The following is a 1,482-nucleotide window of genomic DNA, read 5'->3' as shown; positions in this document are numbered from 1 at the left end:
GGTGGCGGAGCGGACTGTCCCTCGTGCACGACGATCAGGATGCCGGTGATGTCCTGACTGGTCGGGGGACGGTCATCATCGCGCGGGCGGGCGTGGTAGCGGGAGACGGGGGACTTGACCTTGCGGACGCTGATCCGGTGACGGCGGGGCGGCAGCAGATCCTCCAGGACCGCGCGGCCGATGGCACCGATCACCCCGCCGCGCTCGCCCGGACCCCCGTCTGCGGCCCAGACGACGCCGGAGGCCAGAACGACCTGGTCACGGGCGGCCTGGACCGCGGTGGTGAAGCAGGCCCGGTCCGGGTCGGTACCGGGCCGCGTCTCGGCGGCCTCGGCCATGGCCATCCGCAGCGCCTGGTAGACGCATAAAAGCGCCCACACCTCCTGCCGGACGCCGACGGGGTCGCCCGAGCGCAGCACCCGCCCGCCCAGCAGCGTGTGCCGCAGCGCGAAGAACGCCGACTCGATCTCCCAGCGCTCGTGATAGAGCCGCACCAGCGCGGGCGCCGTATCGCGGCGGGGATCGAGCAGGGTGGTGGCCAGCCGGTACCGTCCGCTGATGCGCGTGCCATCAGCGCAGGTCACGGTGATGTCGGTATCGATGATCCGGACCGTGACCGCTCCGATCCTCGACAGGAACGAACCGTCGTCCAGCCGGGCCAGGACCACCGGGCGGCGGGTGGTCTTGAGCCGCACCAGGAACTGCGCGCCGGTCTCGGCGACGGCGCCCAGCAGGTCGTTGCCGTCGAAGGCGCGGTCGGCCAGCAGCAGCATGTCAGCCGAGAGCAGGTGCAGCAGGCGGGCGGCGTAGCCGGTCTCGCCCGCCCGCGCCGGTCCGATGACCGCGCCCAGCAGGCCGCGGGTGCCGGTCTCGGCCAGCGCCATCACCATCAGGGTCGGGTAGCCGGCCCACGCCAGCCGGTATCTGATCTTCCCGAGCCAGGAGCGGTTGCGTTCGGCGTCGGGCACCTTGATCGATGAGCAGCCGTCGAAGGCGACGGTGCGCCAGCGGCGGTAGCGGGTTCCGGGGGTGTGGGGCTGAGCCAGCGGGGCGGCCACCGCCTCGAACAGTGCCTTCAGCGGGGCCGCGCCCAGGCGGCGGCGCAGTTCCCGCAGTCCTTTCTCCGATGGCCGGCGGATGCCCAGGCCGTCCAGCGCGGCGGTCAGTTTGTGCCACACCCGCAGGTAGCCCAGTTCGGGGAACAGGCCCAGGGCCAACAGGAAGTAGATCCCGACCCGGGAGGGCAAGGCGCGCAGCCGCCGCTGGGTCGTTCCGGTGTCGGCCAGTACCGCGTCGATCAGCTCGAACGGCAGGTGCTGGGTGAGTTCGCCCAGGTGGCCGGGGGCGAAGACACCGTCGGCGACGGTGATGGTGCGGGTGAGCGTGAGGGTGGCAGAATCGGGACGCAACGGGACCTCGGGACACGGGGGGATCTTGGCGGATCTCCTGGTCTATCAGAGGTCCCGTTCCTGTTCTTTCTGG

Annotated in this window: 1 protein-coding gene; it reads right to left on the bottom strand. The window is 71.6% G+C overall.

Translation table 11 applies throughout. The features are described 5' to 3' along the window. Positions 1-1,409: IS4 family transposase (locus tag IEZ06_RS35760; RefSeq protein ID WP_189241101.1), on the bottom strand; the 1,409-nt coding region annotated here is incomplete at its 3' end. Positions 1,410-1,482: the final 73 nt, after the last annotated feature.

The organism is Planomonospora antibiotica (assembly GCF_014647955.1).
GTDB classification, from domain to species: domain Bacteria; phylum Actinomycetota; class Actinomycetes; order Streptosporangiales; family Streptosporangiaceae; genus Planomonospora; species Planomonospora parontospora.
The sequence above is the reverse complement of the archived record's forward strand: the minus strand, read 5'-3'. Positions and strand labels throughout refer to the sequence as shown.